The sequence below is a fragment of the Streptomyces sp. NPDC006384 genome (assembly GCF_042870695.1).
Taxonomy (GTDB): Bacteria; Actinomycetota; Actinomycetes; order Streptomycetales; family Streptomycetaceae; genus Streptomyces.
In genome coordinates this window covers 66,685-92,750 of record NZ_JBIAHR010000028.1, presented here as the reverse complement: position 1 = coordinate 92,750, position 26,066 = coordinate 66,685, and the positions used below count along the sequence as shown (strand labels likewise).

Genomic DNA, 26,066 nt, shown 5'->3' with positions numbered 1-26,066 from the left:
GCCCCTGGGCTAGGGCGCCAGGATGTCCAGCTCCTGGAGCGCTCCCACCGTGATCTCCCGGGTCAGCCGCTCGGCGAGCTCGGCGTCGCGCGCGCGGACCGCCTCCGCGACCCGGACGTGCAGGGTGACGGCGGCCGGGTCGGGGTCCTCGAACATCACGTCGTGGTGCGTGCGTCCGGCCAGGACCTCGGCGACGACGCCTCCGAGCCGGGCGAACATCTCGTTGCCGGACGCGGTCAGGATGACGCGGTGGAAGGCGATGTCGTGGAAGAGGTAGCCCTCCAGCTGGTGGCCGCGTGAGTTGGCCACCATGCCGAGCGCGCACTCGGTGAGTTCCGCGCACTGCTCCGCGGTGGCGTTCCGGGCCGCCAGTCCCGCCGCGACCGGTTCGACCGCCGACCGCAGCACGGTGAGCGAGCGCAGCTGGCGCGCGCGGTCGGTGCCGGCCAGGCGCCAGCGGATGACCTGCGGGTCGTAGACGTTCCACTCGCACTCGGGCAGGACGGTCACGCCGACGCGGCGGCGCGACTCGACCAGGTGCATGGACTCCAGTACGCGGACGGCCTCACGCATCACGGAGCGTGACACCTCGAAACGCTGCGCGAGCTCGTCCGTGCGCAGGACGCTGCCCGGCGGGTACTCGCCGGCGGTGATCGCGGGGCCGAGGGTTTCCAGTACGCGGCCGTGCAGCCCCCGGTCCGGTGTGCTCATGCACTCAGCGTACGGGCCGGGTCACGGGAAGAAAAAGTCAGACTTATATGTCACAGACTCTTGAATTAGTCGTACCTAATAGGTTTCAGTTGCGTCGACATCAGATGTCGACGAAGACAGCAGACAGCGAGAGTGCGATGCAGCGACTGCACACCCCCCACGTCGTCGTGGTCATGGGCGTAGCGGGGACCGGGAAGACCACCATCGGCCCCCTGCTCGCGGCCCGGCTCGGCGTTCCCTACGCCGAGGGCGACGACTTCCACCCGCCGGCCAACATCGCCAAGATGACGGCCGGGACCCCTCTCACCGACGAGGACCGCTGGCCCTGGCTGGACGCCATCGGCGACTGGGCCCACGGGCGGGCCGGGCTCGGAGGGGTGGTGAGCAGTTCGGCGCTGAAGCGGTCGTACCGCGACCGGCTGCGGGCAGCCGCTCCCGGGGTCGTCTTCGTCCACCTCACGGGCAGCCGCGAGCTGATCGCGGACCGGATGTCGCACCGTGAGGGGCACTTCATGCCGACGGCCCTGCTCGACTCCCAGTTCGCCACGCTCCAGCCGCTGGAGCCGGACGAGGCGGGGGTCGCGGTGGACGTCGCCGGCAGCCCCGAGGAGATCACCGAACGGGCGGTGCACGCCCTGCGGGACCTCACCGAGCCGGCCCGGTAGCCGGCGGTCCGCCCGCGGGCCGACCCCCTGACCTCTGCCGGGGTCGCGCGCCACCGACGGCGCGCGCCACCGGCTCCCCCCTCATCCGCATCACCGCAAGGGAATCACCGTGACCAGACTCAGCGTCGAGATGCTGGCAGCGGACACCGCCGAGCCCATCACCTCCGCCGGTCATGCCCAGCTGGGCATCGCCGTGCTGTTGGGCATCGCCGTCATCGTCCTGCTCATCACCAAGTTCAAGCTGCACGCCTTCCTGTCCCTGACCATCGGGACGCTGGCACTCGGCGCGTTCGCCGGGGCGCCGCTGGACAAGGTCATCTCCAGCTTCACCGCCGGACTCGGCTCGACGGTCGCGGGCGTCGGCGTCCTGATCGCGCTCGGCGCGATCCTCGGCAAGATGCTCGCCGACTCCGGCGGCGCCGACCAGGTCGTGGACACCATCCTCGCCAAGGCGAGCGTCCGGTCGATGCCCTGGGCGATGGTGCTGATCGCCTCCGTCGTCGGACTGCCGCTGTTCTTCGAGGTCGGCATCGTCCTGCTGATCCCGGTCGTCCTGATGGTGGCCAAGCGCGGCAACTACTCCCTGATGCGCATCGGCATCCCGGCGCTGGCCGGTCTGTCCGTGATGCACGGTCTGGTGCCGCCGCACCCCGGCCCGCTGGTCGCGATCGACGCGATCGGCGCCAACCTCGGTGTGACCCTGGCGCTCGGTGTCCTGATCGCGATCCCGACGGTGATCATCGCCGGCCCGGTGTTCTCGAAGTACGCGGCCCGCTGGGTGGACGTCCCCGCCCCCGACCGCATGATCCCGCAGCGTGCCTCCGAGTCGCTGGAGAAGCGTCCGAGCTTCGGCGCCACCCTCGCCACGATCATGCTGCCGGTCGTGCTGATGCTGGCCAAGGCGCTCGTCGACATCATCGTCGACGACCCCGACCAGCTGGTCCAGCGCGTCTTCGACGTGGTCGGCTCGCCGCTGATCGCCCTGCTGGCCGCCGTGCTCCTCGGCATCTTCACGCTGCTGCGGCCCGCCGGCTTCGCCAAGGACCGGGTCTCGGGCCTGGTGGAGAAGGGGCTCGCGCCCATCGCGGGCATCCTGCTGATCGTCGGCGCGGGCGGCGGTTTCAAGCAGACGCTGATCGACTCCGGCGTGGGCCAGATGATCCTGGAGATCTCCGAGGACTGGTCGATCCCGGCGCTGCTGCTGGCCTGGCTGATCGCGGTGGCGATCCGGCTGGCGACCGGTTCGGCGACCGTGGCGACCGTCTCGGCGGCCGGTCTGGTCGCGCCGCTCGCGGCCGACATGTCGACGACCCACGCGGCCCTGCTGGTCCTCGCGATCGGCGCCGGTTCGCTCTTCTTCAGCCATGTGAACGACGCCGGCTTCTGGCTGGTGAAGGAGTACTTCGGTCTCAACGTCGGCCAGACCGTCAAGACCTGGTCCATCATGGAGACGATCATCTCGGTGGTCGCGGGCGCTCTGGTCCTGCTGGTCTCCCTGGTCATCTAGCCGGTCGTCCGTGCGCAGGGCGGCGCGGCACCGGGTTCCGGCCCGGTGCCGCGCCGCCCTGCGCTGCTTGGATGGGCCTATGAGCGCTGACGAGATCCTCGACGTCGTCGACGAGGACGACCACGTGACCGGACAGGCCCGCAGGGCCGACGTCTACGCCCGGGGCCTGCGCCACCGCTGCGTGTTCGTGCGGGCCCGGGACGCGCGGGGCCGTCTCTTCGTCCACCGCCGCACACCGGCGAAGCTGATCTTCCCGTCCCTGTACGACATGTTCGTCGGCGGGGTCGTGGGGGCGGGCGAGTCCTACGACGACGCGGCGCTGCGGGAGGCGGAGGAGGAACTGGGGGTCGGCGGCCTGGCGCGGCCGGAGTTCCTCTTCAAGTTCCTCTACGACGACGGGGCCGGGCGGACGTGGTGGTCGGCGGTGTACGACGTGCGCTGCCCCGCACAGGTCGCCCCTCAGGCGGAGGAGGTGGCGTGGTGGGCGTTCCTCGAGGAGGCGGAGGTGGAGCGGCGGCTCGGTGAGTGGGAGTGGGTGCCGGACGGGCTGGCGGCGTACACGCGGCTGCGGGCCCGGCGGGGTGCGGACGGGTGACGCGGGTCCCGCGCCCGGCATCGCCCGATAGGGTCCCCGCGTGAGCGCTTTCGTACGGAGTCTGCGGTTCTGGTTCGCGCCCCAGGAGGTGCGGCGGGAGGGTTCGACGCCCGACTACCGGTTCTCGCTGGCGAACGAGCGCACCTTTCTGGCCTGGCTGCGGACCGCGCTCGCCCTGATCGGCGGCGGCTTCGCGGTGGACCAGTTCCTGCCCGGTCTGCGCTGGGGCTGGCGGGTGGGGCTCGCCCTCGCCCTGCTCGTCTCCGGCGTGCTGTGCTCCCTGCGTGCCGTGAACCACTGGGTGCGCTGCGAGCGGGCGATGCGCCGGGGCGAGGACCTCCCCGTCTCCCGTTTCCCGGCCCTGCTCGGTCTCGTCGTCGCGGTGGTCGCCGTCGCCATGGTCGTCGTGGTGCTCGTCGGGTGGGAGGGGTGAGCCCGGGCCGTGTCCCCGGAGCGTGATCCCGGGCTCCAGCCCGAGCGCACCCGTCTCGCCTGGCGCCGTACGACCCTGTCGGGCACCGTCGTCGCCGTCCTCGCCGTGAAGGCGGCGCTGCACGGCGGGGCGACGGCGTCCGCGGTCGTCGCCGCGGCGTTCTGCTGCCTCCTGTGGCTGGTCCTCCTGGTCCTGGCCCACCGCCGGATCGGTGTCCTCGCCTCGGCGGCCAGGCCCCCCGTCATCACCCCCGGGCGGGCCGTCGCGGCCGCCGTGTGCACGGCGGGGCTCGCGGTGTGCGGTGCGCTCCTCGTCCTGTGAGCCCGCAGGGGCGTGAGCCCGTGGGGGCCCCGTGGGCGTGGGCCGTGGACCTGTCGGTCCCGAGCCCTCCAGGCCTCGCCGGGCGGCCTCTCCGCCTACCGGTCCACCGTCACCACGATCTTCCCCCGCGTCCGCCCCTCCTCGTTGCGCCGGTGCGCGTCCGCCGCCCGTTCCAGCGGGTACGTCTCCGACACGTGCACGGACACCACGCCCTGCTCCGCCAGTTCGGTCAGGCGCAGCAGGTCCTCGGCGTCGGGGCGTACGAAGCAGTACCGTCCGCCGTGGTCGACGACGTCCGGGTCGGCGATCGACGCCAGCCGGCCCCCGCCGCCCAGCAGGTCCGCCGAGATCCTCAGCGTCTCGCCGCCCACGGTGTCGAACGCCGCGTCCACCCCCTCGGGCGCCAGCCCCCGCACCCGCTCGGCCAGCCCTTCCCCGTACGACACCGGCTCCCCGCCGAGCTCGCGGACGTAGTCGTGGTTGCGCTCGCTCGCCGTGCCGATGACCCGTGCCCCGAGGTACCGGCCCAGCTGGACGGCGATCGAGCCGACCCCGCCGGCGGCGGCGTGCACGAGGACGGTCTCGCCCCGCTTCACCCCCAGGGTCTTCGTCAGGACCTGGTAGGCGGTCAGCCCGGTCAGCGGCAGTCCGGCGGCCTCCTCGTGGGTCAGGTTGCGGGGTTTGCGCGCGAGGGTGCGTACGGGCGCGGCGACGTACTCGGCGAAGGTCCCCCGGGAGAGGAAGTCCTCACGGACGTAGCCGATCACCTCGTCCCCGGCCGCGAACTCCGTGACGGCCACGCCGGGCCGCACGACGACCCCGGAGACGTCCCATCCCGGGACCACCGGGAACACGGGCTCGATGAGCGTGTCGAGATGCCCCTCGCGGCACTTCCAGTCCACGGGGTTGACGGCGGCCGCCCGCACCTTCACCAGCACGGAGTCGGGGCCCACCCGCGGATCGCGGACCTCCCCGTACTCCAGTACCTCGGGGCCGCCGTACCGTGCGTAGCTGATCGCCTTCATGGCTTCGACCCTCCGGGGTACTCGCGCACCACGCAAGCCGAATGTCCCTGTATGCACCGTCGAGGTGAGTGCCATGACCACCCTCCACCGGGAACACACCGTCCACGAGCACGTCCACGGTCCGGACTGCGGACACGACCGGGTGCCGCACGGCGACCACGTCGACTACGCGCACGACGGGCACCTGCACCGCGAGCACGGCGGCCACTGGGACGAGTGCGAGCCCTCGGGGCACACCGCGCACGAGAGCCACACCCACCGGCACGGCGAGAACTGCGGGCACGCGCGCGTGACCCACGGCGACCACGTCGACTACCTGCACGACGGCCACCGGCACGCCGCGCACGACGGCCACTGGGACGACCACTGACCGACCGGGCACCGGCCGCCCCGCGGCTCCCCGCGCCGCCGCGCCGGGGAGCTGTTGGACGTCGTGGCCCCGGTCACGTTCCGCACGCCCACTGGACTCCATACCGACCGGTCGGCATCATGACTCGGGTACTGTTCACCTGCCCGAGGAGCGCCGATGAGCCCCGACCACCCGCCCGGACTCGATCTCGACCGGCTGCGCGGCCTGCTCGACCGGGAACGGCCCGGACTGGTGACCGGCCCGCTCACCGGCCGTCTGATCGAGGGCGGACGGTCGAATCTCACGTACGCGGTCTCGGACGGCACCGCACACTGGGTCGTACGACGGCCCCCGCTGGGTCACGTCCTGGCCACCGCGCACGACATGAGGCGCGAGCACCGCGTCATCAGCGCGCTGCACCCGACGGACGTCCCGGTGCCGCGTCCCGTCCTGCTGTGCGAGGACGACGAGGTGCTGGGCGCGCCCTTCTACGTCATGGAGTTCGTCGAGGGCACCCCGTACCGCACCGACGCGCAGCTCGCGCCGCTCGGCCCCGAGCGCACCCGGGCGGCCGTGCTGAACCTGGTCGACACGCTGGTCGAACTGCACGCGGTGGACCCCGCCGGGGTGGGCCTCGCGGACTTCGGCCGGCCCGAGGGCTTCCTGGAGCGGCAGCTGCGCCGCTGGGCCAAGCAGCTGGACGCCTCCCGCAGCCGTGACCTGGCCGGCATCGACGAGCTGCACGCCACGCTCGGCCGGGAGCTGCCCCGCTCCCCCTCCCCCACGGTCGTGCACGGCGACTACCGCCTCGACAACGTCCTGATCGGCGGGGAGGACGACGAGATCCGGGCGGTCCTCGACTGGGAGATGTCCACGCTCGGCGACCCGCTCACCGACCTCGGCCTGCTGGTGATGTACAGCAGCCCGCTCGACATGCCCGACTCCCCCGTCTCCACCACGGCCCGGGCCCCCGGACACCCCGCCCCCGCCGAGCTGATCGAACGGTACGCCGCGCGTTCGGGGCGCGACGTGTCCGCCGTCGCCTGGTACACGGCGTTCGCCTGGTTCAAGCTCGCCGTGATCCTGGAGGGCATCCACTACCGCTACACGCTGGGGCAGACGGTCGGCCGCGGCTTCGACCGCATCGGCGATCTCGTCCCCGTCTTCATCGAGCACGGCCTGACCACCCTCCAGAAGGGCTGACCCGCCATGGACTTCGCGTTCGACGCACGCACCGAGGAACTCCGCGCCAGGCTGCTCGCCTTCATGGACGAGTACGTGTACCCGGCCGAGCAGGTCGCCCACGAGCAGCGCGCCCGGCTGGCCTCCCCCTGGGACACGCCGCAGGTCGTCGAGGACCTCAAGGCCGAGGCCCGCCGCCAGGGCCTGTGGAACCTCTTCCTGCCCGACGCCGAGCACGGCGCCGGCCTCACCAACCTCCAGTACGCGCCGCTCGCCGAGATCACCGGCCGCAGCCCGCAGCTGGCGCCCACCGCGACGAACTGCGCGGCGCCCGACACCGGGAACATGGAGGTGCTGGCCCAGTTCGGCGACGAGGCGCAGAAGAAGCAGTGGCTGGAGCCGCTGCTCGCCGGGGAGATCCGCTCGGCGTTCGCGATGACCGAGCCGGACGTGGCCTCCTCGGACGCCACGAACATCACCACGCGCATCGAGCGGGACGGCGACGAGTACGTCATCACGGGTCGCAAGTGGTACATCTCCGGGGCGATGAACCCGGACTGCAGGATCTTCATCGTGATGGGCAAGACGGACCCGGACGGCGCGGACATCCGCCGCCAGCAGTCCATGGTGCTGGTCCCGCGCGACACCCCCGGGGTGACCGTGAACCGGGCGATGCAGGTCTTCGGCTACGAGGACCACTACCACGGCGGCCACGCCGAGGTGACCTTCGACCACGCGCGCGTGCCGGTGACGAACCTGATCGGCGAGGAGGGCGGCGGCTTCGCCATCGCCCAGGCCCGCCTGGGTCCGGGCCGCATCCACCACTGCATGCGGCTGATCGGCATGGCGGAGCGGGCGATCGAGCTGATGTGCCGCCGCGCGGTCTCCCGCGAGGCCTTCGGCAAGACGCTGGCCCGGCAGGGCGTCGTGCAGAACTGGATCGCGGACGCGCGGGTCACCGTCGAGCAGCTGCGGCTGCTGGTGCTGAAGACGGCCTGGCTGATGGACACCGTCGGCAACCGGGGTGCCCACACCGAGATCCAGGCGATCAAGATCGCCACTCCGCGCGCGGTGGTCGGCATCCTCGACCGGGCGATCCAGCTGCACGGCGCGGGCGGCGTGAGCCAGGACTTCCCGCTGGCCGAGCTGTACGCCGGTGCCCGCACGCTGATGCTCGCCGATGGCCCGGACGAGGTGCACCAGCGCTCGCTGGCGCGCCGGGAGATCAAGAAGTACCTGTGAGCGAGAAGCACCTGTGAGTAAGAAGCACCGGTGACCGAGGCGTACCGGTGAACGGAACGGCGCCCCCGGAAGAGGGGGCGCCGTTTCACGGGCGCAGTGCCCGCAGGAGCAGGTCGGCCAGGTGGTCGGCCACTTCCTGCGGGGTGAGGGGGCCGTCGGGGCGGTACCACGTCGACAGGTGGTGCACGGAGCCGAAGTGGTAGTCCACGACGAGGTCGGCCGGGACCTCCTCGGTGAAGACACCGGTCCGCTGACCCTCCTCGATGAGCGCGCGGAAGCGTTCGTGGTAGCGCCGGCGTTCGGCGCGCACCTGCTTGTTCTTCTCCGGGCTCAGATGGTGCATGGACCGGAAGAAGATCGACGCGTCGTCGAGGTTGTCGATGGTGGTGACGACCACGTCGGCCGCCGCGTCGCGCACCCGCTTCTCGACCGGCTCGCCGGAGCCCGCGAAGGCGTCCAGGCGTTCCTGCTGGAGGCGGAGCACGCGGGCGTACACCTCGTGCAGGAGGTCGTCCTTGGAGCCGAAGTAGTGGTAGAGCGCTCCCTTGGTGACGCCGGCCGCCTCCACGATCTCCTGCACCGAGGTGCGGTCGTAGCCCTGCTCCGCGAAGAGCCGGGTGGCGGCGGCCAGGAGCCGCTGCGGCACCGGAGTGCCGTCCCCGTCCGTGGTCCTGGGCACTGCCGTCACCTGCCTTTCCGTTTTCTCACTGTCCGTCGTGGTGCGTGCGGGAACGCGGTTCCCGACGGAGGATCTTGCCATCCGCCGTCCGCGGCCGGCCGGTCAGGACCCCCGCCCGGCGCGGGCGGGCGATCCGGTCACCGGGCCGTCGTCTCCTCCCACTGCCGCTGGAGGCGGTTCATGCCGCGCAGCCAGCGGTCGGGCTCGGCGGCCCGCGCCCGGTAGTACTCGGCGACCTCGGGGTGCGGGAGGATCAGGAAGCGGTCCTCCTCGATGCCCTTGAAGAGGGCGTCGGCGACGTCCTCGGGCGCTATCGCGGTCGGCGCGAGCACCAGCTCGCCCGCGCTGCCGGCGGCGGTGAGCATGTCGGTGCGCACGCCCTGGGGGCAGATGGCGTGCACCTTGACGCCGCGGTGGCGGTAGGTGAGGGACAGCCACTCGGCGAAGGCGTAGGCGCCGTGCTTGGTGACGCTGTAGGGGGCGGCGCCGATCATGGTGAGCAGTCCGGCCGCCGAGACGGTGGAGACGAAGCGGCCGCCGCCGCGCTCCAGCCAGTCGGGGATCAGCTCGTGGGCCGCACGGACGTGGGCCATGACGTTGACGTCCCAGGCGAGCGCCCAGACGGTCTCGTCGGCCGCCTCCGAACCGCCGGAGGCGACCCCCGCGTTGGCGCAGTAGATGTCGACGGTCCCGCCCAGCGCGTCGCGCGCGTCGGCGACGACGGCGGAGGCGTCCCCGGGGAGGGCGATGCCGCCGATCTCGTCGGCGACGGCCTGCGCGCGGCCGGCGTCCAGGTCGTTGACGACCACCCGGGCGCCCTCCGCGGCGAAGCGGCGGGCCAGCGCGGCGCCGATGCCGCCTCCCGCTCCGGTGACGACGACTGAGGCATCCTGCACGGCTTCCACCATCGGTCTCCTTCGGCACGGCCGGGGCACCCCGTGCGGGGCTCCGCTGCTGCGCCAGACTAACCAGTCGGTATGTGCGGCGGAAGGGGCGGACCGCGGTCCGCCTCGTTCCGCGCGGACCGGGGCGCGGGTTAGCGTGCGTGCACATGACACCCGCCGCGCTCACGGAGGTCACCGCATGCCACTGTCCAGACGGTCCCTGCTCACCACCACGGCCGCGGTCGCGGCCACCACCACGGTCACCACCGCCGGCACCGCCCAGGCGGCCCCCGCGGGCGGCGGCCGCCGCCTCCGTACCGGTTTCGAACGGCTGGCCGACGACGGCTACGCCCTGCTCGAGGGCGAACGGATCGGCGTCGTCACCAACCCCACCGGCATCACCCGGGACGCGCGCCACATCGTCGACGTCATGCACGCCGACGACCGGGTGAACCTGACGGCGGTCTTCGGCCCCGAGCACGGCTTCCGGGGCACGGCGCAGGCCGGCGGCTCCGAGGGCCGCCACGACGACCCGGCGACCGGCCTGCCGGTCTACGACACGTACCTGAAGAGCGGGCAGCCGCTCGCGGACGTCTTCACGGCGTCGGGCGTGGACACCGTCGTCTTCGACATCCAGGACGTCGGCGCGCGCTTCTACACCTACATCTGGACGCTGTACGACTGCATGGAGGCGGCACGGCTCGCGGGCAAGCGGCTGGTGGTGCTGGACCGGCCGAACCCGGTGACCGGGCGGGCGGCGCTCGGACCGGTCCTGCACAAGGAGTTCGCCACGTTCGTCGGGCGGCAGCCGATCGCGCAGGCGCACGGCATGACGGTCGCCGAACTGGCGCTGCTGTTCAACGGCGAGTTCCTGGCCTCGCCGGTGCCGCTGGAGACGGTCCGCATGACGGGCTGGAAGCGGTCGGAGTTCTACGACGCCTCCGGGCTGCCCTGGGTGCCGCCGAGCCCGAACATGCCGACGCCCGAGACCGCTCTGGTCTACTCGGGCACCTGCCTGTTCGAGGGCACCAACCTGTCGGAGGGTCGCGGCACGACCCGCCCGTTCGAACTGCTCGGCGCGGAGGGGATCGACGGGCGCTGGGCCGCCGCCGCCAACGGACTCGGCCTGCCCGGCGTGCGGTTCAGGGAGGCGTACTTCGCGCCCGTCTTCTCCAAGTTCCAGGGGCGGACGGTCGGGGGTGTGCAGGTCCACGTGCACGACCGGGCCGCCTTCGACCCGGTGCGCACCGGGATCGCGCTGCTGGTGACCGCCCGGCGCAGCTGGAGCGGCTTCGCCTGGCGGCCGGACCACTGGATCGACAAGCTCACCGGCTCCACGCGGGTCCGCACGATGATCGACGCGGGCGCGGACACCGACGAGGTGGTGGAGGGCTGGGAGAGCGAACTGGCGGCGTTCCGCAGGACGCGCCGCGAGTACCTCCTCTACCGCTGACGCATCCGAGGACGGTCACTTCGGCGGCCACCCCCGTAATGCCCCCTCCGTCCCGGCGGCGTGCTCCGGGCACGGCGGTGACGGAGGAACGGCGTCGAGGACGCATACGGTTGCGTTCTCCAGGAACCCGGTGAAGCCGCGGGGAGTTCACAGTCCGACGAGGACGTCGCGCGAAGGCGCCGTGACAGGGCGGGCCGGACGGCACCGCCGGCGTCCCCGCGCCGGAAGGTGAGGTCGCGTCACTTTCCGGGGCGGGCGCGGAGCGGGAGCGATGCCGTGCTGTTCCGGTGCGGCCGGCTTCCGGGAGGCGTCGGAGATCGGATGGAGCCGAATCGTGTGTCGATACGTCTATTCGGCGACGTCGGTACGACGACTCGGCAGGACGACGCCGAAGTGACCGAAGTGCGGATGCAGGTGTGACGGAGGTGCAAGGGCGATGGCCGGTTTCCGGAGTCTGGCGAGACAGGTCCGCGATCCACGGTGCGATCTGGCGCTGCGGCGCTATTCGCTGCGCAAGTGCCTTGAGCGGTTCGCCCCTTACGGGCACAGGGCGACCTGGGACCATCTGTGCTCGCGGGCCGGATTCGGGCTCGAGGACCGCTCCCCCGACCCGGCGCGGCTCGTGTCCGCCCTGGAGGAGCTGGAGGAGGCGCGCGCGGTGTGGCTGGCCTACGAGGCGGAGTTCGCCGAGCGGCGCAGGAAGGAGAAGCACGACGGGCTGCGCAGGCCGGGCAGCGTGGACGACTGGCACCGGATGACCTGGGGCGGTTTCGGGGTCGCCTGGTGCGACGACCCCCGGGTCCATCCGGACGGGCCGCTCGCGGAGGTGCTGCGCCGGCTGATCTCGGCGCTGGAGCGCGAACCGGGGACGGTGTGCCCGGTGTGCGACGGGAGCCGGCTGGTCTGGAGGTACGGCCTGGACCACGAGCCGTCGGCGGGCCCGGTCTGCTCGGACTGCGGGATCCTCGTCCCGCGCCCGGTGCTGACTCCCGAAGCCCTGGCGGAGGCCCGGCGTGAGCGGCTGCTGACGCCGGCGTAGCGGTCCCGGGGGCGCGCCGCGTGCTGCCGCGCCCCCGAGGGCCCGTGCCGGGCCGCGGGCCGGCGGAGCCTCCCGGCGGCGCCCTCGCCGGGCGTGGGCGCCGGAGCCCTCAGCCGCCGTGCACGGTGCCGGAGGCGGGCGCCGCGCATCCGCCGGACGGCGGCGTCGCCCGGGTCCCCCGTTCCACCAGCAGGCGGGAGCCCGTGCCGCTCTCGCCGAAGACGTCGTCGGGGTTGGACAGGACGCAGGTCTCCAGGGACAGGCAGCCGCAGCCGATGCAGTCGGTGAGGTGGTCGCGCAGCCGGTTCAGCTGCTTGATCCGCTCGTCCAGTTCGGAGCGCCAGGCCTCGGAGAGCCTGGCCCAGTCCTCCTCGGTGGGCGTGCGCTCCTCCGGCAGCTCGGCGAGCGCCTCGCGGATGGTGGCGAGCGGGATGCCGACGCGCTGCGCGGCCCGTACGAAGGCGACCCGGCGCAGGGTGTCGCGGCTGAAGCGGCGTTGGTTGCCCGAGGTGCGGCGGCTGGTGATCAGGCCCTTGGACTCGTAGAAGTGCAGGGCGGAGACGGCGGCGCCGCTGCGTGCGGCGAGCTGGCCGACGGTGAGCTCATGGATCTTCTCGGGAATCTGAGGCACTCCCCGGACCCTACCGACTCCGTTCCCCGCCGGTCCCGTGCCCCCGTCGGTCCCGCGCCCCGCCGGTCCCGCGCCCCGCTGATCGCGTTCCCCCTCGGCCCCGCCGCCCGCCCGGTCCGTTGACACGGACTCCGGCGCCCACCATGCTAAGCAGTTGCTTAGCAATTTCGACGCGGGAGGCCGGACATGGCAGAGCCGAGGATCTTCGCATCCGCCGACGACGTGAAGGCGGCGGTGGGCGAGCAGCTGGGGTACACCGACTGGCTGGAGGTCGACCAGAAGCGGATCGACCTGTTCGCGGAGGCGACCGGCGACCACCAGTGGATCCACGTGGACCCCGAGAAGGCCGCCGCGGGCCCGTTCGGCACCACCATCGCGCACGGCTACCTGACCCTGTCGCTGCTCCCGCTCTTCGGGCCGCAGCTGATCCGGGTCGAGGGCGTGCGGATGGGCGTCAACTACGGCACCAACAAGGTCCGTTTCCCCTCCCCCGTCCCGGTCGGCTCGCGGCTGCGCGCCACGGCGACGATCACCGGGGTGGAGGACGTCGCGGGAGGGATCCAGGTGACGGTCGCCTTCACCGTGGAGCGCGAGGGCGGTGACAAGCCGGTGTGCGTCGCCGAGTCCGTCTCGCGCTACTACCTGTGAGCCGTCACCGCCCCTGAGCGGCGCCGGGGTCCTCGGCCCGCACCATCCGCAGCACGAGGTCGGCGTAGAGCGCGCCGACCTCGTCGGGCGTGCGGGGGCCGTTCACGTTGAACCAGCGGGCCACGTCGATGCAGAGGGAGAGCACGGCGAGCGTCGTGCCCTGCACGTCCGCCACCTCGAACTCGCCCGAGGCCACGCCGTCCTCGATGATGCCGCGCACCTCGGCGTCCACCTGGCGGCGCAGCGCGACGATCTCGGCGCGGGCGTCCGGCCCGAGCGCGTCCAGTTCGTACTGCACGACCCGCGCGGTGGTGCGCCGGCCAGCGTGCCAGCGCACGAAGGAGCTGACGGCGTCGGCGAGCCGTTCCGCGGCGCTGCCCTCGCCCTCGGCCGCCGCGCGCAGGATGGAGAGCGCCCGGTCGTGGCCGATCCGGCTGATGCGGTGGAGCAGCTCTTCCTTGGTCTTGTAGTGGATGTAGAGCGCGGCCGGGCTCATTCCGGCCCGGCCGGCGATGTCGCGGGTGGTGGTCGCGTGGTACCCGCGCTCGGCGAAGGCCTCCACGGCGGCGACCAGCAGTCGCCGGGCCGCGTCAGGCGTGACCTCTCCCCACGGCTCGGTGTCGCCGCCCGCCGTCTCGGCCGCCGTACTCATCGCGTGTTCGCCCCTCTCGGTGACAGGAGCTTCCACCATACCGCCGAAGCTGAGCGAGCGCTTAGGGGCGCCCGGGAGTCACGTCATCCCAGCTTGTCGAAGGGGTCGTGCTCGGCGAGGAGCTTCTCCAGCCGGGCCTGGTCGACGCGGCTGACGAGCTGCCCGGCCTCCTGCCGGTCCCGGATGATCTTGGCCAGCGTGAAGGCGGAGGTGACGAGGTACAGGACGGCGATGGCGAGGAAGGCGCGCACCCACGCGTCGGCCTGGAGCTTGTAGATGCCGATGGCGGTGGCGACCATGGCGACGGTGAACGACGCGACGGCCTGCCCGTAGAAGGCGGCGGTGCTCTGCTGCTTGACCGGTGTGTCACTCATGGGGACCAGCGTCGGCGGATGCGGCCCGGACCACATCCGCCGACGTACTCAGTACGGGCACTCAGTACGGGTACTCAGTACGGGCACTCGACCGGGGCGCTCGGCCCGGATCTCCGGTGCGGGCGCTCGGCCCGGGGGTTCAGAAGGCCGAGACGCCCGTCAGCGCGCGTCCGATGACCAGCTTCTGGATCTGGCTGGTGCCCTCGTAGAGGGTCATCACGCGGGCGTCGCGCAGCAGCTTGCCGGCCGGGTACTCGTCGATGTAGCCGTAGCCGCCGAAGACCTGGAGGGCGTTGTTGGCGGCACGCACGGCGGCCTCCGAGGCGAACAGCTTGGCCTTGGAGGACTCGACGGCGAAGGGCTGCCCGCGGTCGATCAGGTCGGCGACGCGCCAGGTCAGCAGCCGGGCCGCGTCCACGTCGAGGGCGATGTCGCTGATCAGCTCCTGCACCAGCTGGTGGTGGGCGATGGTCCTCCCGAACTGCTCGCGCTCCCCCGCGTACTTCACGGCCGCGTCCAGGGCGGCCTGGGCGATGCCGACACAGCCGGCCGCGACCGACATCCGGCCCTTGGCCAGCGCCGACATGGCGACCGAGAAGCCCTTGCCCTCGGGGGCCAGCATCGCGGAGGCGGGGACGCGGACGTCCTGAAGGACCAGTTCGGCGGTGGCCTGGCCGCGCAGACCGAGCTTGCCGTGGACGGTGCGGCGGGTCAGCCCGGGGGTGTCGGTGGGCACCAGGAAGGCGGAGACGCCCTTGTGACCGGGGGCGCCGGTGGAGCGGGCGAAGAGCAGGACGACGTCGGCCCAGGTGCCGTTGGTGATGAACATCTTGGTGCCGTTGATCACGTAGTCGTCGCCGTCGCGCACCGCGCGGGTGGTGAGGTTCCCGGCGTCCGACCCGGTGCCGGGCTCGGTCAGGCCGAAGCAGCCGACGTACTCGCCGGAGGTCAGCCCGGGCAGCCAGCGGCGCTTCTGCTCCTCGTTCCCCCAGGCGGCGATGGTCTTGGCGACCAGGCCGAGGGAGACGGAGACGATGCCGCGCACGGAGCTGTCGCCGCGGCCCAGTTCCTCCGTCACCAGGCAGTACGCGAGGTGGTCGCCGCCCGAGCCGCCGTACTCCTCGTCGATCGTGAGCCCGAGGAAGCCGACCTCGCCGAGCTTCCCGACGAGGACGCGGTCCACCTCCTCGGCGCGGTCCCAGGCGACGACGTGGGGGGCGATCTCGCGCTCCACGAAGTCCCGGGCGAGCTGCCGTACGGCGGTCTGCTCCTCGCTGAGTTCCAGGTTCATGACGGGTCACCCCACAGAAGACGGATCCGGGCAGACGTCTCTTGAAAGCCGGACATTTAAATTAGCACTGCTAGTTTATGGTCGCAGCCCTACTATGTGCGCCATGGCCCGACCGCGCAAGCCCCTGCTCAGCACCGACCGCATCGTCGAGACGGCCCGCGCGCTGGTGGACGCGGAGGGTCTCGCGGCCGTCTCCACGCGCCGGCTCGCGGCGGAGCTGGGGGTCAGCGGGCCCTCGCTCTACAACCACTTCCGCACCAAGGACGAGATCCTGGAGGCGGTCGCCGACTCGGTGAGCGCGCAGGTCGACCTGTCGATGTTCGAGGACGGCCGGGACTGGCGGACCGCGCTGCACGACTGGGCCGTCTCCTACCGGGCGGCGCTGCGCGACCACCCCAACATCGTGCCGGTGCTGGCCCACGGGCCCGGCCGCCGACCGGCCGCGCTGCGCCTCGCGGACGCCGTCTACGGCGCGATGGTCGACGCGGGCTGGCCGCCGGCGCAGGCCACCTCCATCGGCGCGCTGATGCGGTACTTCGTCATGGGCTCCGCGCTCGGCTCCTTCGCCCGGGGCTTCCCCGACGACGCCGGCGCCTACGACCCCGCCGACTACCCCCACCTCGGCAAGGCGCACCTGCTGGCCGAGCAGCAGGAGAAGATCGACGAGCGGGCCTTCGAGACCGGGCTGAGGGCGCTGCTGGACGGACTGGCCCTGCAGTACGAGCAGGTGGCGCGGCGGCCGTGAGGACACTTCGGCGCCCGCCGAAACGTCCGTGCCGCAGGCTGGTCCCATGACCGACAGGGACGGTGGGGCGCCCGGGCTCGCGCGGCTGGCCGGGCTGATCGCCGACGAGACCAGGGCGGCCTGCCTGCTCGCGCTGCTCGACGGGCGGGCGTGGACCGCCGGCGAGCTGGCCCGGCACGCGGGCGTCGCCGCCTCCACGCTGAGCGAGCACCTGGGCAAGCTCGTCGCGGGCGGGCTGCTCGCCGAGGAACGGCAGGGGCGGCACCGGTACGTGCGGCTCGCCGACGAGCGGGTCGCGCACCTGGTGGAGGACCTGGCCGCGCAGGTGGCGCCCGGGGCACGGCGTCCGCGCACGCTGCGGGCGGCGAGCGCCGGGTCGGCGATGGCCCGCGGGCGCACCTGCTACGACCATCTCGCCGGGCGGCTCGGCATCACCGTCACCGACGCGCTGACCGGGCGCGGGCTGCTGCGCCAGGACACCGGCTTCGCCCTCACGGACGCGGGGCTCGACTGGTTCGCCGCCGCCGGGATCGCCCTGCGGCCCGGTGGCCGCCGCCCGCTGGCCCGGGCCTGCCTGGACTGGACCGAGCGCCGCCCCCACCTCGCGGGCGTCGCGGGCGCGGCGCTGTGCCGGCACGCCCTGGAGGCGGGCTGGTGCGTGCGCATCGGCTCGGAGCGGGCGGTGAAGGTGACGCCGGCGGGCGAGGAAGCGCTGTCCGGGCTGCTGGGCATCGATCCGGTGGCGCTGCGCTGAGCCGCGGCCGTTCCGCGCCGGCGCACGAGGGGGCCGGCGCTCCTGCTTCCGTTCCCGCTCCCGTTCCCGCTCCCGCCGGGCTCGGCGTGGTGCGCCCGGCGGCTCGGCGGGGGCGGCGGTCCGGCGGGGGCGGGTGCGGGAACGGGGAGCGCGCGGCGCGGTTCCGGGGCGGACGGGCCCGGAACCGCGCCGTGGGGACGCGAGCCGGTGTCAGAAGACCACCAGGGCCCGGCCGCCCTTGCCGGCGAGCATGTTCTCGAAGGCGGCCGGGATGCCGTCCAGGGCGATCCGCTCGGTCACCAGGGCGCCGAGGTCCAGGCGGCCGGCGCGGACGTGTCCGGCCAGGACCGGGAGGTCGCGGGCGGGGTCGGCGTTGCCGTAGACGCAGCCGGACAGAGTGCGGCCCCAGTGGAAGATCTCCAGGGCGTTGAAGGTGACCTGCTGGTCCTTGCCGCCGATGCCGACGACGGTGGTGCGTCCGCCGCGCCGGGTGGATTCCCAGGCGGTGCGGATGGTGACGGCCCGGCCGACGCACTCGACGGCGACGTCCACGCCCTGCTTGCCGGTGAGGGCGCGGATCTCGCGGGCGGTGGTGTCGGAGGCGATCAGGTAGTCGGTGGCGCCGGCGGCGCGGGCCAGCTTCTCCTTCTCGGGGGAGACGTCGACGGCGACGATCTTCGAGGCGCCCGCGATGCGGGCCGCCTGGAGGGTGGCGAGGCCCACTCCCCCGGCGCCGAACACGGCGACCGTCTCGCCCTCGCGGACCTTCGCCGCGTGGTGGACGGCGCCGTACCCGGTGAGGACGGCACAGCCGAGCAGGGCGGCGTCGGTGAGCGGGATGCCGTCCGGGCAGGGCAGGACGCAGGACGCGGACACGACCGTCTCCTCGGCGAACGCGGCGACGTTCAGGCCGGGGTGCAGGCCGGTGCCGTCGTCGGCGCGGCGGGCGTGGAGATTCGCGGCGCCGGACAGGGCGTTCGCGCACAGCCAGACCTCGCCGAGCGAGCAGGGGTGGCAGGCGCCGCAGGACGGGGCCCAGTTGAGGACGACGCCGTCACCGGGCGCGACGTGGGTGACGCCCCCGCCGACGGCGACGACCGTGCCGGCGCCCTCGTGGCCGAGGACGGCGGGCAGCGGCACCCGCATGGTGCCGTCGGACAGGGACAGGTCGGAGTGGCAGACCCCGGCGGCGGCGAGCCTCACCCGGACCTGGCCGGGGCCGGGCTCGGGCAGCTCGATCCCGGTGATCTCCAGCGGGGCGCCTGTGGCGGGTACGACAGCGGCGCGGACGGCATCACGGACAGCCATGGCGTGGGCAACTCCCCTGGTCTAGAACTGGAGGGACTTGGTCTGGAGGTACTCGACGAGGCCGTGCAGGCCGAGTTCGCGGCCGACACCGGACTGCTTGTAGCCGCCGAAGGGCGCCAGCGGGTTGAAGCGGCCGCCGTTGATGTCGACCTGGCCGGTGTCCATGCGGCGGGCGAAGGCGACCGCCTCGGCCTCGTCGCCGGCCCAGACGGCACCGGCGAGGCCGTAGACCGTGCCGTTGGCGATCCGCAGGGCGTCCTCCTCGTCCTCGTAGCGCATGACGCACAGGACCGGCCCGAAGATCTCCTCCTGGGCGATCGTCATGTCCTCGGTGACGTCGGCGAAGACGGTCGGGCTGACGAAGTAGCCCTGTTCGCGCGGGGCTTCGGGGCCGCCGGCGACCAGGCGGGCGCCCTCGGCGACGCCCTTCTCGATGTAACCGCGCACCCGCTCCTGCTGCCTGGCGTTGACGAGCGGGCCGATCCGGTCGCCGTACTTGGCGGCGGCCTCGGCGGCGAGCGCCACGGCCTCGTCGTACCGGTCGCGGTGGACCAGCATGCGGGTCCAGGCGCTGCACGTCTGGCCGGAGTTGGACATGACGTTGGCGACGCCGACGTTGACGGCCCTGGCCAGGTCGGCGCTCGGGAGGATGACGTTGGCGGACTTGCCGCCGAGTTCGAGGGCGACCTTCTTGACGGCGGCGCCGGCGATCGCGCCGATGCGGCGGCCGACGGCGGTGGAGCCGGTGAAGGAGACCAGGTCGACGCCGGGGTGCTCGGCCAGGGCCTGGCCGGCTACCGGGCCGAGGCCGGTGACCAGGTTGAAGACGCCCGCCGGGACGCCGGCCTCGTGCACCGCCCCGGCGAAGAGCCGGGCGGTGAGCGGGGTGTCCTCGGCGGGCTTCAGCACGATCGTGCAGCCGGCCGCGAGCGCCGGGGCGACCTTGGCGACGATCTGGTGGAGCGGGTAGTTCCAGGGCGTGATGGCACCGACCACGCCGACCGGCTCGTGGTGGACGACGGAGTTGCCGGTCTTCTCCTCGAAGGCGTACGTCGCCGCCAGTTCGGCGTAGGAGCCCGCGACGGCGATCGGGGCGGCGGCGTGCACGGCCTGCGAGAACTTCAGCGGCGAGCCCAGTTCGGCGGTGACGGTCTCGGCGATCTCGTCCTTGCGGGCCACCAGCACGTCCCGCAGGGCGGCCAGCCGGGCGGCGCGCTCGGCGGGCGGGGTGGCGGCCCAGCCCGGCAGGGCGGCGCGGGCGGCCCGTACCGCCGCGTCGACGTCCAGGGCGGTGCCGGCGGGGACCGTGCCGATCACCCGCTCGTCGGCCGGGTTCACGACGTCGATCGTGTCCCGGCCGTCGGCGGGCCGCCAGGCCCCGTCGATGTACATGCCGTCATGTGCCTTCATCGCGTTCCCTCCGGGCGGGCGTCGTCGTCCGGCCCCAAACTAGCGCCGATAGTTTTACGGCACCAGGGGCGACCGCCATGGTGGCGCGGTTCCCCGTCCCGCGGGGGCGGATACCGACGGGATCATCCGTCCAGGTCCGCCGGCGCGCCGGTGAGGGCGGGCGGCGGGCCGGGAAGCGCTCCGGGCGGAGCACACCGAAAGGCGCGGCCCCGGGGCGCCGACGGCGGGGCCGGGCGCGGTGTGTTCCCCGGACCGCCGCTGCACGGGCCGGTCCTACGATGAGCGCATGAGACGACGTTCAGTCGGACACTGGCTCCAGCTCGTGGGCATCGGCCACGGGATCATCGGCGCGGTGACCTACCGCGACGTGTTCACCGGTATGGCGCGCGAAGGCCTCGTCGGCTCCGTGCCGGACCGGGGCGACCGGGCCGCCGCCTTCTGGTTCACGGTCGCCTCGCCCGCCCTGTGGATGGGCGGGCGGCTGCTGCGCTCCGCGGAGGAGCGGCAGGACCTCCCGGCCCAGCGCGTCGCGGGCGTCGTGCTGACCGTGGTCGGGGTGACGGGCGCCGTGGCGATGCCGAAGAGCGGTTTCCCCGTCCTCGCGGGGATCGGCGGCGTGCTGCTGCGCAGGTCGCTGCGCGGTGTTCCCGGCGCGGACCGCCGGCCGTCCGCGTCGGCGTCCTGACCCGGGCGCACGCCCGGACGACGCCCCGGGGCCGGCATCGGCCCGTGACGCGCCGCCGGTCCCCCGTGGCGAGAGGTCAGCCCTTGTGGCGCGAAGACGGGCCTCGTGGTGCGAAGACGGCCTTCGCGGCGTGGCGTCATCTTCCGTGACGCGGCGTCAGTTCCCGTTGTGCGGCGTGTCCTCGCGGCGTCCGCGGCCCTGTCGCGCCGTACGACGTGCCGGCCGGGCCGGGGCGGGGCCGTCGGCGGACCCGCGGCCGGGTGCCGGCCCGGACGGGGAGCGCAGGGCGACGCCCGAGGAGAGCAGGAGCAGGGCGCCCAGCATCACGAAGGGCGCGGCCACCCCGGCGGCTCCGGCGATCAGGCCGGCGGCGGCGGGGGCGGCGACCTGGCCGAGGCGGTTGCCGGTCAGGCGCAGGGCGAGGGCGGTGGAGCGGGCCTCGTCGGGGGCCGCCTGGACGACGGTCGTCATGGACAGCGGCTGGCCGACGCCCAGGCAGAAGCCGAGGACGACGAGCATCACGCCCAGCGCCCACACCGGCACCGGCAGCGCGACGCCGGCGCACAGCACGGCCGCCAGCAGACAGGTGACCGTGAGCAGGACGGTGCGGCCGAGCAGGCGCAGCAGGGGCGTCAGCACCAGCCGGCAGGCGATGGTGGCCGCGGCTCGGAGGCTGAGCAGGATGCCGATCACGGCCGGGGAGATGCCCCGGTGTTCGCCGACCACCGGCAGGTAGGCGGTGAGGATGTCGGTCGCGGACAGCACCGACAGGCTGATGAGGATGCCCGCGGGCACTCCCCGGGACCGCAGGATGCCGAGCACGGGGACGCGTTCGCCCCGCCCGGTGCGGAGTTCCGGCGCGGCCGGGTGCTCGATGCGCCACAGGGACGTGAACGCGACCGCCGCGCCCGCGCCCGCGACGACCAGGGCGAGGGCGCTGGTGCCCGCCATGTCCCGGCCGCCGATCAGGGCGCCCGCCGCGACGGGGCCGATCAGCTGGCCGAGCGAGGCGCCGATGGTGAAGTGGCCGAAGTTGCGGTCCTGTTCGTGCGGCGCGGACTGGCGGGCGACCAGCGACTGGGCGCCGATGACGAAGCAGAGGTGGCCGAGGCCCATGACGCCGCTCCACAGCGCCATCGCCCACAGCGACCCGGCGACGCCGCTCAGCGCGCAGCCGCCGGCGATCAGGACGACGCCGGCGGGCAGCAGCGGGGCGCAGCGGCCGTGGTCGGTACGGCGGCCCAGCGGTACGGCGGCGAACAGCGGCAGCAGCGCGTACACGCCGGCGATGACGCCGACCGCCCGCTCGTCGGCGCCCAGCGCGAGGGCCCGGTAGGAGACGGCGGGCCGGGCCATCGACACCGCCCCCTGCGCGAAACCGAAGGCGATGACGAGGCGGAGCAGCCAGCCGCGGTTCCCACCGGGCCCCATGGTCGTGTCCTTCCCGGGGTGAGGACCCGGCTCCCGCACGGCGGGGCCGGGCCGATGATCAGATGATGCCGAACAGAATGCCCGCCGCGAGGATCACGAGGCTGGTCAGGGCCGCCCACTTCACGACGAACCGGGTGTGGTCGCCGAACTCGACCCTGGCCATGCCGACCAGGACGTAGACGGCGGGGACGAGCGGGCTGGACATGTGCAGCGGCTGGCCGACGATCGAGGCGCGGGCGATCTCCAGCGTCGACACGCCGTGCGCCTGACCGGCCTCGGCGAGCACCGGCAGGACGCCGAAGTAGAAGCCGTCGTTCGACATGAAGTAGGTCAGCGGCAGGCTGAGCAGGCCGGTGACCAGGCCCATCTGCGGGCCCATGCCGTCGGGGATGGTGTCCACCAGCCAGTTGGCCATGTGGTCGACCATGCCGGTGCCGGTGAGGACTCCGGTGAAGACGGCGGCGGCGAAGACCATGCCGGAGACGTTGAGGACGTTGTCGGCGTGGGCCGCGATGCGGGCCTTCTGGTCGGGGATGTGCGGGAAGTTGACGGTGAGGGCGAGCGCGGCGCCGATCAGGAACAGCACCGGGATCGGCAGCAGCTCCATGATCATGGCGGTGAGCAGGGCGACCGTGAGCAGCGCGTTGAACCAGTACAGCTTGGGGCGCAGGGTGGCGCGGTGCGGGTCGAGGCCCTGGAAGCCGTCGTCCGCCGCGTCGTCCTCGGCGGCCGGGCCGCCGGAGCCCGCGGCCGGGGCGGACGCCCCGCCGGACACGGCGCCGGTGCCGGAAGCCTTGCCTGCACCGGCGGCCTTGCCCGTGCCGGCCGCCGCGCCGGCGCCGACCAGCACCGTCTCGGACTCGTCCGGCCGCGTCAGCACCTCGTCCAGCGTCAGGGTGCCCACCCGCCGGCGCTCGCGCAGCCCGAGGACGTAGGACAGGACGATGACAGCGGCCAGGCCGACGGCCAGCGCCGGGATCATGGGCACGAAGATGTCGGTGGCGTCGACCTTCAGCGCGGTGGCGGCGCGGGCGGTGGGACCGCCCCAGGGCAGGGTGTTCATCACGCCGTTGGCCATCGCGGCGACACCGGTCATCACGACCAGGCTCATCTTCAGCCGCTTGTACAGCGGGTACATCGCCGAGACCGTGATCATGAAGGTCGTGGAGCCGTCGCCGTCCAGGGAGACGATCGCGGCCAGCAGCGCCGTACCGACGACGATGCGCATCGGGTCGGCCTTGCAGAACCTCAGGATCGCCCGGACGATCGGGTCGAACAGCCCGACGTCGATCATCACACCGAAGTAGACGATCGCGAACATGAGCATCGCCGCGGTGGGGGCGAGGCTGGACACGCCGTCGATGACGTAGTCGCCGAGATGGGCGCCCTTGCCGACGAACACGCAGAACAGCGCGGGGATCAGCACGAGCGCCGCGATCGGCGACATCTTCTTCATCATGATCAGGACCAGGAAGGTCGCGATCATGGCGAAGCCGAGGATGGTCAGCATCTGTGAGTACCTAACGTTCGCCCTTGAACATCCCACCGGGGCAGGCGGTGCGAGCGACGTTAGGCGGCGTGAAGCCGCGTTAACAAGACGTTGACATGCGAGCAATAAGCGCAAAACTCCAGGTCACAGCTTTGCCCGGTGCAGAGCCGGGTCGGCGGCCGGCCGGCGCCGGGTCACTGACCGGCAGCCGGGGCGAGTTCGACGGGCACGCCGTTGAGGACCGCGTTGCCCGAGAGCGGGTCCAGCAGGCTGCCGTCGAGGAGCTGGTTGACGTTGACGCCGGGGTCGGCCGCGGCGTGTCCGAGGCGGGTGCCGGGGCGGTCGTGGCCCCAGCCGTGCGGGAGGCTGACCACGCCCGGCCGGACGGTGTCGGTGACCTCGGCGGGGGCGGTCACCTCTCCTGCGGCGCCCTTGACGCGCACCGGTTCCCCGTCCCGCACGCCGAGCCGGGCGGCGTCGTCGGGGTGGAGCTGCAGGGTGCAGCGGTTGGTGCCGCCGGTGAGGGTGGGGACGTTGTGCATCCAGCTGTTGTTGGACCGCAGGTGGCGGCGGCCGACCAGGACGAACCCGTCGGGGCGCTCGGCCAGGGAGCGCCTCAGGCGCGGCAGGTCGGCGGCGATCGGCGCGGGCAGCAGCTCCACCTTGCCGCTGCGGGTCTTCAGCGGCTGCGGCAGTCGTGGGCGCAGCGGGCCGAGGTCGATGCCGTGCGGATGGGCGAGCAGCCGCTCGAGCGACAGTCCGCCGGGGCGGGCGCCGAAGCCGTCGCCGTAGGGGCCGAGGCGGAGCATCATGTCCAGGCGCCGTTCGGGGCCGTCGACGCCGGTGAGGCGGGCGGCGAGATCGTGCGGGTCGCGTCCGTGCACGGGTGAGTGCGGGTCCCGTACAGCCTTGCCGAGGGTCTGCCCGATGACCGCGGCGTCGACGGCGGCCGGGTCGGTGCCGTGGGCGCCGGTGGCGGCGAGGACCAGGCGGGCCAGGATCTCGGTCTCGGCCATGCGGCCGGGTTCGAGGGGGACGGCGGGCCGGGTGTAGCGGACCTGGTTGCGCACGGCGAGGGCGTTGAGGGCGAAGTCGTGGTGGGGGCTCTGGGCCGGCGGGGGCGGCGGCAGGACGACGTGGGCGTGGCGCGAGGTCTCGTTCAGGTACGGGTCGACGCTCACCATGAAGGCGAGCGAGTCCAGTGCCCTGTCGAGCCGGTCGCCGTCGGGCGCGGACAGTACGGGGTTGGCGGCGATCGTGATCAGGGCGCGGATCGGCTCGCCCTCGTCGGTGGGGGTGTCGATCTCCTCGGCGAGGGCGGACAGCGGCAGCTCGCCCTTCGCCTCGGGGTGCCGGCTCACCCGGGAGTGCCAGCGGCCGAGCGCGAAGCCGCGGCCGGGACCGGCGGGGCGCGGGGTCCGGCCGGTGGCGGCCTGCGGGAAGAGGGCGCCGCCGGGCCGGTCGAGGTTGCCGGTGAGGACGTTGAGGACGTCCACGAGCCAGCTGGCGAGGGTGCCGTGCGGGACGGTGCAGCTGCCGATGCGGCCGTAGACGGCGGCGGTGGGGGCGGCGGCGAGTTCGCGGGCGAGGGCGCGGATCGTGGCGGCGCCGACGTCGCAGGCGGCGGCGACGGAATCCGGGGTGAAGTCCCGTACGGCCTGGGCGAGTTCCTCGACGCCCTCGACGTGCGGGGCGAGGTCGCCGAGGTCGGTGAGGCCCTCCTCGAACAGCACGTGGGTCATCGCGGCGAGGAGCAGGGCGTCCGTGCCGGGGCGGATCGCCACGTGCCGGTCGGCGAGCTTCGCGGTGCGGGTGCGGCGCGGGTCGATCACGGTGAGGGTGCCGCCGCGGGCCCTGAGGGCCTTCAGACGGCCGGGGAAGTCGGGCGCCGTGCACAGACTGCCGTTGGACTCCAGCGGGTTGGCGCCGATGAGGAGCAGGTGACCGGTGCGGTCGAGGTCGGGCACGGGGATGGCGTGCGCGTCGCCGAAGAGCAGCCCGCTGGAGACGTGCTTGGGCATCTGGTCGAGCGTGGAGGCGGTGAAGAGGCTGCGGGTGCCGAGCGCGCCGAGCAGGACGGGTGGGTAGAGGGCGCCGGCCACGGTGTGCACGTTGGGATTGCCGAGGACGACGCCGGCGGCGTGCGGTCCGTGCCGTTCGACGACGGGGCGGATGCCCGCGGCGACCGCGTCGAAGGCCTCCTCCCAGCCGGCCTCGCGCAGTTCGCCGCCTCGGCGCACGAGGGGTGCGCGCAGCCGGTCGGGGTCGGAGTCGAGGGCGCCGAAGGAGGCGCCCTTGGGGCAGACGAACCCGCGGCTGAAGACGTCGTCGCGGTCGCCGCGGGCGGCGGTGACCCTGGTGCCGTCGACGGTCAGGGTCAGGCCGCAGGTGGCCTCGCACAGGGGGCAGATACGCAGGGCGGTGCGGGGCACGGTTCCTCCTGGAGGGCGGCGGTGTCGCACGGACGCGGAAGCTCGCCGCGAGCATACCGACCGGTACGCATGTCGGGGAGGGGTCCGGGAAGCCGGGGCGTGGAGCCGGCCGGCGGCCGCCCCCGCGAGGC

27 protein-coding genes are annotated in these 26,066 nt (G+C 73.3%); 14 read left to right on the top strand and 13 right to left on the bottom strand.

The genetic code is table 11. The features are described 5' to 3' along the window. Window positions 1-9: 9 nt before the first annotated feature. On the bottom strand, window positions 10-711 hold the full coding sequence (locus tag ACFYOJ_RS30535; protein WP_356556481.1) for a FadR/GntR family transcriptional regulator: 702 nt from the start codon (window positions 709-711) through the stop codon (window positions 10-12). A gap of 137 nt (window positions 712-848) precedes the next feature. On the opposite strand from ACFYOJ_RS30535, the gene ACFYOJ_RS30530 reads away from it, so the two are divergent. The 5 genes from ACFYOJ_RS30530 (at window position 849) to ACFYOJ_RS30510 (ending at window position 4,232) form a co-directional block, all read left to right on the top strand. Further along, on the top strand, window positions 849-1,376 hold the full coding sequence (locus ACFYOJ_RS30530; RefSeq protein WP_356556482.1) for a gluconokinase: 528 nt from the start codon (window positions 849-851) through the stop codon (window positions 1,374-1,376). A gap of 109 nt (window positions 1,377-1,485) precedes the next feature. Then, window positions 1,486-2,883: a gluconate:H+ symporter gene (locus ACFYOJ_RS30525; RefSeq protein WP_356556483.1), complete on the top strand. Its 1,398-nt coding sequence runs from the start codon at window positions 1,486-1,488 to the stop codon at window positions 2,881-2,883. Window positions 2,884-2,962: 79 nt separating this feature from the next. Then, entirely contained in the window at window positions 2,963-3,478 is a 516-nt protein-coding gene (locus tag ACFYOJ_RS30520; RefSeq protein ID WP_356556484.1) for an NUDIX domain-containing protein, read from the top strand. 40 nt (window positions 3,479-3,518) lie between these two features. Next, window positions 3,519-3,911: a DUF202 domain-containing protein gene (locus tag ACFYOJ_RS30515; protein WP_356556485.1), complete on the top strand. Its 393-nt coding sequence runs from the start codon at window positions 3,519-3,521 to the stop codon at window positions 3,909-3,911. A 9-nt stretch (window positions 3,912-3,920) separates the two neighbouring features. Beyond that, window positions 3,921-4,232, top strand: a complete 312-nt coding sequence (locus ACFYOJ_RS30510; protein ID WP_356556486.1) for a DUF202 domain-containing protein — start codon at window positions 3,921-3,923, stop codon at window positions 4,230-4,232. A 95-nt stretch (window positions 4,233-4,327) separates the two neighbouring features. Here the strand turns inward: ACFYOJ_RS30510 and ACFYOJ_RS30505 are convergent, their stop codons facing one another. After that, complete coding sequence (locus ACFYOJ_RS30505) at window positions 4,328-5,257, bottom strand: NADP-dependent oxidoreductase (protein ID WP_356556487.1); 930 nt, start codon at window positions 5,255-5,257, stop codon at window positions 4,328-4,330. A gap of 73 nt (window positions 5,258-5,330) precedes the next feature. Here ACFYOJ_RS30505 and ACFYOJ_RS30500 point away from each other — a divergent pair, with 73 nt between their 5' ends. From ACFYOJ_RS30500 to ACFYOJ_RS30490, 3 genes are all read left to right on the top strand, one after another. Beyond that, on the top strand, window positions 5,331-5,627 hold the full coding sequence (locus tag ACFYOJ_RS30500) for a hypothetical protein (protein WP_356556488.1): 297 nt from the start codon (window positions 5,331-5,333) through the stop codon (window positions 5,625-5,627). A gap of 156 nt (window positions 5,628-5,783) precedes the next feature. Continuing rightward, window positions 5,784-6,809: a phosphotransferase family protein gene (locus tag ACFYOJ_RS30495; protein WP_356556489.1), complete on the top strand. Its 1,026-nt coding sequence runs from the start codon at window positions 5,784-5,786 to the stop codon at window positions 6,807-6,809. Between the two features lie 6 nt (window positions 6,810-6,815). Continuing rightward, window positions 6,816-8,030, top strand: coding sequence for an acyl-CoA dehydrogenase (locus ACFYOJ_RS30490; RefSeq protein WP_356556490.1), 1,215 nt, complete (start codon window positions 6,816-6,818; stop codon window positions 8,028-8,030). A gap of 85 nt (window positions 8,031-8,115) precedes the next feature. On the opposite strand, the gene ACFYOJ_RS30485 is transcribed toward ACFYOJ_RS30490, so the two are convergent. Together ACFYOJ_RS30485 and ACFYOJ_RS30480 are read right to left on the bottom strand one after the other, a co-directional pair. Next, complete coding sequence (locus ACFYOJ_RS30485) at window positions 8,116-8,709, bottom strand: TetR/AcrR family transcriptional regulator (protein WP_356556491.1); 594 nt, start codon at window positions 8,707-8,709, stop codon at window positions 8,116-8,118. 137 nt (window positions 8,710-8,846) lie between these two features. Beyond that, complete coding sequence (locus ACFYOJ_RS30480) at window positions 8,847-9,617, bottom strand: SDR family oxidoreductase (RefSeq protein WP_356556492.1); 771 nt, start codon at window positions 9,615-9,617, stop codon at window positions 8,847-8,849. Between the two features lie 175 nt (window positions 9,618-9,792). Here ACFYOJ_RS30480 and ACFYOJ_RS30475 point away from each other — a divergent pair, with 175 nt between their 5' ends. Both ACFYOJ_RS30475 and ACFYOJ_RS30470 read left to right on the top strand, forming a co-directional pair. Continuing rightward, the gene (locus ACFYOJ_RS30475) at window positions 9,793-11,046 is read left to right on the top strand and encodes a DUF1343 domain-containing protein (protein ID WP_356556493.1); all 1,254 of its coding nucleotides are present in this window, start codon (window positions 9,793-9,795) and stop codon (window positions 11,044-11,046) included. Window positions 11,047-11,482: 436 nt separating this feature from the next. Then, window positions 11,483-12,085, top strand: a complete 603-nt coding sequence (locus ACFYOJ_RS30470; RefSeq protein ID WP_356556494.1) for a hypothetical protein — start codon at window positions 11,483-11,485, stop codon at window positions 12,083-12,085. Window positions 12,086-12,194: 109 nt separating this feature from the next. Here ACFYOJ_RS30470 and soxR read toward each other — a convergent pair whose 3' ends face one another. Next, the gene (soxR, locus tag ACFYOJ_RS30465; protein ID WP_356556495.1) at window positions 12,195-12,716 is read right to left on the bottom strand and encodes a redox-sensitive transcriptional activator SoxR; all 522 of its coding nucleotides are present in this window, start codon (window positions 12,714-12,716) and stop codon (window positions 12,195-12,197) included. 186 nt (window positions 12,717-12,902) lie between these two features. Here soxR and ACFYOJ_RS30460 point away from each other — a divergent pair, with 186 nt between their 5' ends. Beyond that, window positions 12,903-13,364 carry a MaoC family dehydratase gene (locus ACFYOJ_RS30460; protein ID WP_356556496.1) on the top strand — a complete coding sequence of 154 codons (462 nt, stop codon included), beginning with the start codon at window positions 12,903-12,905 and terminating at the stop codon, window positions 13,362-13,364. A 4-nt stretch (window positions 13,365-13,368) separates the two neighbouring features. Here the strand turns inward: ACFYOJ_RS30460 and ACFYOJ_RS30455 are convergent, their stop codons facing one another. The 3 genes from ACFYOJ_RS30455 to ACFYOJ_RS30445 all read right to left on the bottom strand — a co-directional run bounded on the left by ACFYOJ_RS30455 (window position 13,369) and on the right by ACFYOJ_RS30445 (window position 15,681). Beyond that, on the bottom strand, window positions 13,369-14,016 hold the full coding sequence (locus ACFYOJ_RS30455; RefSeq protein ID WP_356556561.1) for a TetR/AcrR family transcriptional regulator: 648 nt from the start codon (window positions 14,014-14,016) through the stop codon (window positions 13,369-13,371). A gap of 83 nt (window positions 14,017-14,099) precedes the next feature. Continuing rightward, window positions 14,100-14,390: a YiaA/YiaB family inner membrane protein gene (locus tag ACFYOJ_RS30450; RefSeq protein WP_356556497.1), complete on the bottom strand. Its 291-nt coding sequence runs from the start codon at window positions 14,388-14,390 to the stop codon at window positions 14,100-14,102. Between the two features lie 139 nt (window positions 14,391-14,529). Then, the gene (locus ACFYOJ_RS30445; protein WP_356556498.1) at window positions 14,530-15,681 is read right to left on the bottom strand and encodes an acyl-CoA dehydrogenase family protein; all 1,152 of its coding nucleotides are present in this window, start codon (window positions 15,679-15,681) and stop codon (window positions 14,530-14,532) included. Window positions 15,682-15,784: 103 nt separating this feature from the next. On the opposite strand from ACFYOJ_RS30445, the gene ACFYOJ_RS30440 reads away from it, so the two are divergent. Then, window positions 15,785-16,426 carry a TetR/AcrR family transcriptional regulator gene (locus tag ACFYOJ_RS30440; RefSeq protein WP_356556499.1) on the top strand — a complete coding sequence of 214 codons (642 nt, stop codon included), beginning with the start codon at window positions 15,785-15,787 and terminating at the stop codon, window positions 16,424-16,426. 46 nt (window positions 16,427-16,472) lie between these two features. Then, window positions 16,473-17,180, top strand: a complete 708-nt coding sequence (locus ACFYOJ_RS30435; protein WP_356556500.1) for a winged helix-turn-helix domain-containing protein — start codon at window positions 16,473-16,475, stop codon at window positions 17,178-17,180. A 210-nt stretch (window positions 17,181-17,390) separates the two neighbouring features. Here the strand turns inward: ACFYOJ_RS30435 and ACFYOJ_RS30430 are convergent, their stop codons facing one another. Together ACFYOJ_RS30430 and ACFYOJ_RS30425 are read right to left on the bottom strand one after the other, a co-directional pair. Then, a complete protein-coding gene (locus tag ACFYOJ_RS30430) occupies window positions 17,391-18,488 on the bottom strand; it encodes a Zn-dependent alcohol dehydrogenase (protein WP_356556501.1) in 1,098 nt (365 codons plus the stop codon). A 21-nt stretch (window positions 18,489-18,509) separates the two neighbouring features. Next, window positions 18,510-19,898: an aldehyde dehydrogenase family protein gene (locus ACFYOJ_RS30425; RefSeq protein ID WP_356556502.1), complete on the bottom strand. Its 1,389-nt coding sequence runs from the start codon at window positions 19,896-19,898 to the stop codon at window positions 18,510-18,512. Window positions 19,899-20,184: 286 nt separating this feature from the next. Between ACFYOJ_RS30425 and ACFYOJ_RS30420 the strand changes: the two genes are divergently transcribed. Beyond that, window positions 20,185-20,583 carry a DUF6463 family protein gene (locus tag ACFYOJ_RS30420; RefSeq protein ID WP_356556503.1) on the top strand — a complete coding sequence of 133 codons (399 nt, stop codon included), beginning with the start codon at window positions 20,185-20,187 and terminating at the stop codon, window positions 20,581-20,583. A gap of 156 nt (window positions 20,584-20,739) precedes the next feature. On the opposite strand, the gene ACFYOJ_RS30415 is transcribed toward ACFYOJ_RS30420, so the two are convergent. The 3 genes from ACFYOJ_RS30415 to ACFYOJ_RS30405 all read right to left on the bottom strand — a co-directional run bounded on the left by ACFYOJ_RS30415 (window position 20,740) and on the right by ACFYOJ_RS30405 (window position 25,935). Continuing rightward, the gene (locus tag ACFYOJ_RS30415) at window positions 20,740-22,014 is read right to left on the bottom strand and encodes an MFS transporter (RefSeq protein ID WP_356556504.1); all 1,275 of its coding nucleotides are present in this window, start codon (window positions 22,012-22,014) and stop codon (window positions 20,740-20,742) included. Window positions 22,015-22,072: 58 nt separating this feature from the next. Next, a complete protein-coding gene (locus ACFYOJ_RS30410; RefSeq protein ID WP_356556505.1) occupies window positions 22,073-23,524 on the bottom strand; it encodes a citrate:proton symporter in 1,452 nt (483 codons plus the stop codon). Between the two features lie 173 nt (window positions 23,525-23,697). After that, window positions 23,698-25,935, bottom strand: a complete 2,238-nt coding sequence (locus ACFYOJ_RS30405; protein WP_356556506.1) for a molybdopterin oxidoreductase family protein — start codon at window positions 25,933-25,935, stop codon at window positions 23,698-23,700. Window positions 25,936-26,066: the final 131 nt, after the last annotated feature.

Bases quoted from the DNA above. Each gene is read 5' to 3' on its own strand.
- ACFYOJ_RS30475 (WP_356556493.1), top strand. From the start codon at position 9,793: ATGCCACTGTCCAGACGGTCCCTGCTCACCACCACGGCCGCGGTCGCG.
- ACFYOJ_RS30530 (WP_356556482.1), top strand. From the start codon at position 849: ATGCAGCGACTGCACACCCCCCACGTCGTCGTGGTCATGGGCGTAGCG.
- ACFYOJ_RS30470 (WP_356556494.1), top strand. From the start codon at position 11,483: ATGGCCGGTTTCCGGAGTCTGGCGAGACAGGTCCGCGATCCACGGTGC.
- ACFYOJ_RS30410 (WP_356556505.1), bottom strand. From the start codon at position 23,524: ATGCTGACCATCCTCGGCTTCGCCATGATCGCGACCTTCCTGGTCCTG.
- ACFYOJ_RS30420 (WP_356556503.1), top strand. From the start codon at position 20,185: ATGAGACGACGTTCAGTCGGACACTGGCTCCAGCTCGTGGGCATCGGC.
- ACFYOJ_RS30495 (WP_356556489.1), top strand. From the start codon at position 5,784: ATGAGCCCCGACCACCCGCCCGGACTCGATCTCGACCGGCTGCGCGGC.
- ACFYOJ_RS30490 (WP_356556490.1), top strand. From the start codon at position 6,816: ATGGACTTCGCGTTCGACGCACGCACCGAGGAACTCCGCGCCAGGCTG.
- ACFYOJ_RS30440 (WP_356556499.1), top strand. From the start codon at position 15,785: ATGGCCCGACCGCGCAAGCCCCTGCTCAGCACCGACCGCATCGTCGAG.
- ACFYOJ_RS30480 (WP_356556492.1), bottom strand. From the start codon at position 9,617: ATGGTGGAAGCCGTGCAGGATGCCTCAGTCGTCGTCACCGGAGCGGGA.
- ACFYOJ_RS30505 (WP_356556487.1), bottom strand. From the start codon at position 5,257: ATGAAGGCGATCAGCTACGCACGGTACGGCGGCCCCGAGGTACTGGAG.
- ACFYOJ_RS30450 (WP_356556497.1), bottom strand. From the start codon at position 14,390: ATGAGTGACACACCGGTCAAGCAGCAGAGCACCGCCGCCTTCTACGGG.
- ACFYOJ_RS30415 (WP_356556504.1), bottom strand. From the start codon at position 22,014: ATGGGGCCCGGTGGGAACCGCGGCTGGCTGCTCCGCCTCGTCATCGCC.
- ACFYOJ_RS30500 (WP_356556488.1), top strand. From the start codon at position 5,331: ATGACCACCCTCCACCGGGAACACACCGTCCACGAGCACGTCCACGGT.
- ACFYOJ_RS30425 (WP_356556502.1), bottom strand. From the start codon at position 19,898: ATGAAGGCACATGACGGCATGTACATCGACGGGGCCTGGCGGCCCGCC.
- ACFYOJ_RS30430 (WP_356556501.1), bottom strand. From the start codon at position 18,488: ATGGCTGTCCGTGATGCCGTCCGCGCCGCTGTCGTACCCGCCACAGGC.
- ACFYOJ_RS30435 (WP_356556500.1), top strand. From the start codon at position 16,473: ATGACCGACAGGGACGGTGGGGCGCCCGGGCTCGCGCGGCTGGCCGGG.
- ACFYOJ_RS30520 (WP_356556484.1), top strand. From the start codon at position 2,963: ATGAGCGCTGACGAGATCCTCGACGTCGTCGACGAGGACGACCACGTG.
- ACFYOJ_RS30445 (WP_356556498.1), bottom strand. From the start codon at position 15,681: ATGAACCTGGAACTCAGCGAGGAGCAGACCGCCGTACGGCAGCTCGCC.
- ACFYOJ_RS30535 (WP_356556481.1), bottom strand. From the start codon at position 711: ATGAGCACACCGGACCGGGGGCTGCACGGCCGCGTACTGGAAACCCTC.
- ACFYOJ_RS30460 (WP_356556496.1), top strand. From the start codon at position 12,903: ATGGCAGAGCCGAGGATCTTCGCATCCGCCGACGACGTGAAGGCGGCG.
- ACFYOJ_RS30455 (WP_356556561.1), bottom strand. From the start codon at position 14,016: ATGAGTACGGCGGCCGAGACGGCGGGCGGCGACACCGAGCCGTGGGGA.